Source organism: Microvirga puerhi (assembly GCF_020089865.1).
Classification (GTDB): domain Bacteria; phylum Pseudomonadota; class Alphaproteobacteria; order Rhizobiales; family Beijerinckiaceae; genus Microvirga; species Microvirga puerhi.
The window spans coordinates 45,620-52,776 of the sequence record NZ_JAIRBM010000028.1 but is presented as its reverse complement, the minus strand read 5'-3'; the positions used below and the strand labels follow the sequence as shown (position 1 = coordinate 52,776).

Annotated in this window: 5 protein-coding genes; 1 reads left to right on the top strand and 4 read right to left on the bottom strand. The window is 64.5% G+C overall.

Going from position 1 to position 7,157, the window contains the following annotated elements; translation table 11 throughout:
• The 4 genes from K9B37_RS24740 to K9B37_RS23185 all read right to left on the bottom strand — a co-directional run.
• Nucleotides 1–2,332: beta strand repeat-containing protein (locus tag K9B37_RS24740; protein WP_255616755.1), on the bottom strand; the 2,332-nt coding region annotated here is incomplete at its 3' end.
• A gap of 456 nt (nucleotides 2,333–2,788) precedes the next feature.
• A complete protein-coding gene (locus K9B37_RS23195) occupies nucleotides 2,789–4,375 on the bottom strand; it encodes an ATP-binding protein (protein ID WP_369414414.1) in 1,587 nt (528 codons plus the stop codon).
• On the bottom strand, nucleotides 4,372–5,073 hold the full coding sequence (locus tag K9B37_RS23190; protein WP_439651782.1) for a response regulator transcription factor: 702 nt from the start codon (nucleotides 5,071–5,073) through the stop codon (nucleotides 4,372–4,374). The genes K9B37_RS23195 and K9B37_RS23190 overlap by 4 nt, the downstream gene beginning before the upstream one ends.
• An 11-nt stretch (nucleotides 5,074–5,084) precedes the next feature.
• Entirely contained in the window at nucleotides 5,085–6,602 is a 1,518-nt protein-coding gene (locus K9B37_RS23185; protein ID WP_224315969.1) for a DUF4153 domain-containing protein, read from the bottom strand.
• Between the two features lie 187 nt (nucleotides 6,603–6,789).
• On the opposite strand from K9B37_RS23185, the gene K9B37_RS23180 reads away from it, so the two are divergent.
• Nucleotides 6,790–7,089, top strand: coding sequence for an NUDIX hydrolase (locus tag K9B37_RS23180; protein WP_224315967.1), 300 nt, complete (start codon nucleotides 6,790–6,792; stop codon nucleotides 7,087–7,089).
• The last annotated feature ends 68 nt before the right edge of the window (nucleotides 7,090–7,157 follow it).

The following is a 7,157-nucleotide window of genomic DNA, read 5'->3' as shown; positions in this document are numbered from 1 at the left end:
CGGTGCCGGTGGCGGCGAGGCGGTCGCTTTGACCGGCGGCGTTGATCTCGACCGCATAGACCGAACCGGGCGCAAAGGAGACGTTGCCATTGACCGACAGCGTGCCGATCGAGTTGCCCGGCGCCACGGTGCCGCCGCTCTGCACGGCGAGGCCGCCGATCATGCCCGAGCCGCCGAGCGCCGCCCCGTTGAGCACGCTCACGGCCGAGGCCAGCGAACCGTTCACGCCGAGATAGCCGGCTCGCACGGTGGTCGGGCCGGTATAGCTGGAGACACCGTCGAGGTTGAGCGGCTCCGCTGAGACCTTGTCCAATCCGACAGCCCCGGTGAGGCGGCCGTCGAAGTCGCCGGCCAGAATCTGCAGCGTGCCGCCGTTGCCGGTCAGCGTGCCGGCGCCATAAAGATCGCGGATCGAAGCGCCGTATCCCGCCAAGTCGAGGGTGGCGTTGCGGGCCAGGGTCAGCTTGCTGGCGGATCCGACCAGGCCGGGCAGCTGCGCGGAGCCGGCACGGACCGTGCCGCCATTGACCTCGACGATGGAAGAGCCGGCGGTGGCGATGGCAGCCCCGGTGGTGACGAGCGTGCCGGTATCGCTGGCCGAGCCGAGCAGCACGGTGGCGCCGTCGGCGACGCTGGCGAGATCGATGTTGAGCGTTTGCCCAGGAGCGACCGTCAGGACGCCGACATTGGAGACGCTGAGCGGATTGGGCAGGGTTGCGGTGCCGGCGATGGTGGAGCGCAGCTGGCCGCCGTTCAAGGTGACGCCGCCTGTGCCGAGCGCTGCGGCATTCTGAATCTCGAGCGTGCCGGTCAGCACGCTCGTGCCGCCCGAGTAGGTGTTGACGCCAGACAGCGTCAGCGTGCCGGTGCCGAGCTTGGTCAGAGAGCCGAGGCCCGAGATCGTGTTGGTCAGCGTCGCGGTCGTTGCCTGGTTGAGGACCAGCGCGGCGTCATTGGTGATGCTCCCGGAGCCGAAGCTCTTCGCAGAACCAACCACCGTGCCGTTGGTAATCGTAGTGCCACCCGAATAGGTGTTGGTGCCGTTGAGCGTCAGCGTGCCGGCGCCTGTCTTGGCGATTGAGGTCGCACCGCCAGTGCCGCCGAGACCGTCCGAAACGGCAGCACCGCCCGAGCCGTCCTGGTCGGCGATGTCACCGGTGATGGTGTAGGTGCCAGAGCCGAAGGTCAGCGCCGAACCCTGCACGAAAAAGCCGGAGCCGAACGCCGCGCCAGCGTTGGCCCCCGTGCCGCCCTGCACCGTGCCGCCTGAAGCGGTGCCGCTGCCGTTGACGGTCAGCGAGCCGCCTTTGGCCACGAAGACCGCGCCACCCATGCCCGCGCCACCGCCGCCGATGGAACTATTACCTGAGCCGCCGCCGAAACCTCCGGGACGGCTGCCCAAGCCCCCACCGCCGCCGCCGAAACCACCGACTCCACCGATAGCGAGCGCATTACCGGCGCCGCCACCGCCGAAGCCGCCGCTGCCACCAACCCCGCCACCGCCACCTCCGCCGAAGCCGCCATTGCCGCCGAAACCGCCGACAGCAGCGGCAACACCGCCGACACCGCCGCCGCCGCCAGGATTGCCATTGCCGCCACCGCCACCGCCGCCGTCAGCGCCACCTGCCCCGCCATTGGCGCCTGCTCCGCCCGATGCCGCGCCGGTGACGATGCCCGCCTGACCGCCGCCGCCGCCAGCCGCGCCCCCCCGCGCCATGTTGCCGATGCCGCCGCCGCCGCCATTGCAGCAAGTGCCGCCATCGCCTCCGAGTCCGCCGCCTCCAGTTCCGCTGGTCACGCCCGAACTACCGCCTATCGCCTGGGTGAGGCTGAACGAGACATTGGTGATGGTGACGTTGGCGCTCGGCGCGACGAACAACCCGCCACCTGCCCCCATACCACCGCCGCCGTTGCCGCTGTTGCCGCCGCGGGCGAGCGTGTTGACGATGGTCAGATTGTTGATGGCAACCGTGCCGCTATAGACGAACAGGCCGCGGTTGGCGCCGCTGCCGTTGAGCGCGTAGCCGTTGCCGTTGATCGTGATGCTGGCCATGACAGCCGGCAGGTCGCCGGTCCCGGCGCCGCTCGGTGGCGTGATGGCGATGTGGTTCTGGAAGATGATGCTGTCGCCGTTTTGCGCGCTGACCAAAGCCGCCCGCAGCTGGGCCTCGGTCGAGACCGTATAATCGGTGGCTTGCGCGCTTCCCGCTCCGACGAGGATGAGGCAGACCAGAGACCATCGACGTCGCGTCGCGCGTGAGACCGGTTCGGTCGAGACGACGCCCACCGTGCCGCCGCGCTGCCCACGGCGCGCCGCCATTGTCCGATCCATGCTTTGCCCCCGTCTCGCCTCAGCCGCATGAGGCGCGGACTGATCGCAATCCTCTCTGTTTAGATAGGTGCCCGGCGGTGAATAGAGGGATTTTTGTCTTAGACACCCGACAGAACCGAGATTCCAACGGGCTGCATCCTTTCGGCCACACTCTCACGGCATCGACAGACCTCTGGGATCGGTCCGAGGCCGAGTACCCGTCTCTCAGCATCGCCGTGTGGGATTCAGCCTGTGCGATATTGCAGGCGTTTAGTTACCCACCAAAGGGTCGGTCGAGGCTGTCGCGATCACTCCGACATCATCTGCTGTTGGCCATGTTCTCCCGGAGAATGAAAGACCGTGGACAGACACGCAGGAGCATCTTGAAACCCTCTCCGGATCCTGGGTCAATGCGACCGACACTGCTTTAAGTGTCCGCGAAACCATATCGTGGCAGCCGGTACCCGGTACAACCCGTCACGGGGCTGTGGGAAGACGGACTTCGAAAACCGCGCCCTGCGTCGCCTCGAGCATCCGGATCGATCCATGGTGAGCGCGCAGCAGAGCCGCAACGATGGCTAATCCCATCCCCGTCCCGCCGTGCTCACGCCGGGTGGTGAAGAATGCATCGAAAATCTTGTCCCGAACCGCCCTCGGGATGCCGTTGCCATTGTCCCGCACCTCGATCCGAACTTCGTCAGCCTGTCGACTGACGTGCAGGACGAGTTCCGTTGCATGATGACGGACCGAATTGTCGGCAAGATGGGAGAAAACGATAATGGCATTCTCTGCCGACATCGCCACCGCTTCGCCGGAACGTCCGTCCGCACGAACCGAAAGCATCGGAAAGCTGCGGCGGAGCGCCTCAACGATCGGGACCAGGCTCGTTTTCCCGTCTGTCGGCTGGCTCTCGGCACGCGAGAGTTCCCGCAGTCGGTGCAGCATGGCCGTCAGCCGTTTGGTGTCGGTAATGATGTTTTGGAGAAATCGGGTGCGTTCCGCCTGGGACATGCTTCCTGGGACGGCCCCTGCCTCATCCGCCAGCAGCTCCGCGGCGCCTCGTATGGCCGTCAGCGGCGACTTCAGTTCGTGGGATACATGCGCCGCGAACGTCGCGATGTAGTCGGACCGTTCATGGAGGCGCTCGGCCATCTCAATGAAGCTTCCTGCCAGAAGTGCGATCTCCCGCGTACCGTGGTGGGCGAGCGGGCGAAGCGCCGCTCGGTTTCCGCGCCCGATTTCCACGGTCCGTGCCACCAAGGCATGGATCGGCCCCGTAATGATGCGAGAGAACAGAAAACCGATTGCCAGGGTGGCACCCAGCAGAGTCAGTCCGGCGATAACGAATTTGCGGCGCTCGCCGTACACGCTCCGAAGAATGTTGTTCGGTGTCCGAGAGGCATAGATGACGCCAGCGACGCGATCTCCCACGAAGACCGGCATGGCTGCGAAGACACGCACCTGCGTCCCGCGGCTGAGCGAGTACAAGGGCGGCGATGGCTGATCGACGGCTCGCATGCGTAGGGCCGAGCGGTATCGGCCCTTGAGCGCCTCGGCAACCTCGTCGATATGCGCGAGCGACAGACCCCTCTCCTCACGCCCCGCAATCACGACGCCCTGTGGGTCGAGGATCCTGAATCCCGCAAGGGTGACGATCTGGGTCCGCAGAGCGATCTCCTGGAGCTGCGCCCCGACGGCGAGAAACTCTGATGATGGCGGCAAGGGTGCGGGCGCGGCGTCCGGTCGGCGGCCAAGCACTTCCGCGTCGGAAAGATCGAGTGTCGCCGTGACCGGCCGATAGGGACTGTCCGGCAAATCGATATGTTCGTGCACGATGGGCGCTCCCAGGACCGTGTTCGGCAGAGCCTCGGCCTCCTGGGTGAAGATCGCGGCAAGGACGGCACTTTGCCCGATCAGCTCGGTCTCGGTCTGGCGGACGAGCTCATTCTCGTAAAGGCGAAAGAAGACCAGCCCTACCAGCGGCAATGCCATCACAGTGGTCAGAACCGCGAAGACGATCATGCCAAGGGTCGGGCGCCACTTGGCCCTCGCCCGCGCTGTCACAGGGCGGTCTCGCAAGTGCCGAGCCGAAAGCCGACACTGTGCACCGTCTCGATAATCGAACTGCACCCGGCCGAGCCGAACTTCGCCCTGATATTGCGGACATGGCTGTCGATAGTTCGGTCGGAGACATGAATCTGGGTGCCGTATGCGGCATCCATGATCCGATCGCGGGTGAATACCATGTCCGGTCTGGTCACGAACGCCTTCAGAATCGCGAACTCGACCGCCGTGAGAGGCACGGGCGCGCCATCGAACTCCACGATGTGGCCAACGCTGTCCATGCGAAGGCGGCCACGGGATAGAACCCCGCCGTCCAGACGCTCCCGGCTGTTCCGGGCGGTGATCCGTCTGAAGATGACATTGATCCGCGCGACCAATTCGCGTGGGCTGAACGGCTTCGTGACGTAATCGTCACCACCGATCTCCAGCCCCAGCACGCGATCGATCTCCTCGTCCCGGGCCGAGAGAAAAAGAATGGGAACGTCGGACAGCTTGCGGATCTGGCGACAAACTTCGAGGCCATCGGCTTCCGGAAGTCCGACGTCGAGCACGACCATGTCGGGAGATGTCTCGCGGAAGCGGATCAGTGCCTCCCGTCCGTCGCGCGCAACCGACGGCATCATTCCCGCCTTTTCCAGGGCAAAGCAGATGACGTCCCGAATGTGTGGATCGTCATCCACGACGAGAACCCGATGCACGACACTCACTCCTAGAGCCCTTGGCCGGAGGCCATTGCCTTTCCCTTATCATCGGCCTGACGGACAAGGTAGCGTTTCAGGCGCCAGTCCCTCAGGCTCCAAGCACGCCAGTCGTCCAACCGACGGAGGAGATCCGATGCCGCCCAGTTGCGCCAGCGAACGAGGTCGGAGGACGCCGAAACGCCATGACGGGCGATATATCGGTCAAGGGCCGGGATGGCGTGCGGCCCGAGCTGCCTGACGTATCCCAGGTCAGGGGCTAAGGCCGAGACGAGGGTTTCACGCCGAGAGGACAGGTTGTAGTTCGCGGCGATGGCGGAAAAGTCCATGAAACTGCAAGCGTAGAGGGTGACGGCGACAGTCAACAGGTTCGCCCTGACGAGCCAGAGATTGGATCGGCGCAGGGCAATACGCACGATGATCAGGATCAGACCCGCTCCGACGAGAAGCATCCAGATAAAGGCTGCAATGCGCATGAGGGAGAGAGAATAGGTCGCCACATACAGGTCGAGGCGGAGGATCGATGAGATTACCAGAATGACATTCTGTCCCACCCAGAGATACACCAGCCTCCGGATCGAGGCCGATCGTTCACCCGGTCCTCCAGGACGAAGGGTCGTGAGCACGAAGGCCGCCGCAAGAAGGGCCGTCGCGATTAGCGGGTATGCTCCACGGTGTGCATAGGCCGCGTAGGTCATCCCGGCCGGAAGAGTAGCGCCGCCCCAGAGATAAACGACATCAAGCAGGGTTTGGACGGCGAACAGTAGATTGAACAGGATGAGGGAGCGCCTGATTGCCGCCGTGCCGAGGAAGCGGCTGTCTTCATCGATCTCAGGAACATTCAATGCCAGGAGGCCAGCACCGAAGGGCAGCCTATTGCTCACGCGCGTCGCAACGAAAGGCCACGCGAGGGAAAGCAGAATGCCCCACAGCAGCGTCCGCCCGCCGTCGACGTGCCAGTCCTGACGGGATGGGTCGATGATCGCCAACCATTCTTCGACCATCGGATTGGCCATGGCGAACAGCGCAACGAAGACGCAACCGCATAGGACGGGAACGACCCAGCCGGCGAGCACGCCCAGGGGGCGAGACGCCCGTTGTCGAAGGTTCGCTTCGCGCCTGGCTCGAACGAGGTCAGGGATCAAACGGAAAGGTCCAGTCAGGACAAGTCTTTGCATCGTCGCAATCAAGGTCGCCATCCCGCGATCCGACGCCCCGGATATGACAGCGGCTGCGAGCGTCGTGCCCAGAATGCCGCAGAGAACCGAGAGAGCTCGGACCTCCACGATGAGCGGCAGGAGCGCCGCGACGACGATCCCGGCGCTCGAAAAGAGGCGATCTCTGTTCTGATGGGGGCGCGTGAGACATGCAGCGCCGAAGAGGCCTACCAGAAAGAGAGCGACGGATATGCCAATTTCATGACCATAGAACAGCCAATCGCCGAAGGCCGCGAGACCAGCGGCCAGGGCAAGTTTGGGAGCAGGCGTGGGACGGAGCGGAGAGACTTCTGTGTCGACGGCGTCGTTCATGGGCGGGCTATCCAGTGAGGGGGCACGAAGGGCGGCTTCAACCGAATGCACGCGGCAACCGACGCCCGGTTGGGGCCGCCGGGAGATGACGAGGGTAGCCGGGCTTGGCGTGACGTCGCACAGCCACCAACCGTCTTTCGTGAGACAGTCGGGAATGACGGCTTGGCGCCATGATCCAGATGAAACCATGCCAGCACCCTGCCGGGCCGTCGTGCAGGCGCTGCGGTCGCGTTTCGCAGTTTCTCAGGATTTCTGTGCAGATGCCGTGCAGCCGGTCACGAACGGCTGCCTGACCGAAGGAAGCGATTGGCTGTGTCACTTCGTCGTCGCAACCGAATGGACGGAAGAGCCCGCAATCTGCGAGCCTGACAAGCATGATGCCCTGCTATGGGCGCCGATCCCTGCCCTCTTTCATGACCTGATCCCTTATTTGCGCTGGGCGATCCAGCACATCGAGCAACGGCAGCCCGACACTGAATATGGCTAGCTCGGCGATGCTCCGCTTGAACCGAAGGCATCCAAGCCCCGGTTGCTCTTGGAACAGCAGGCCGTTTC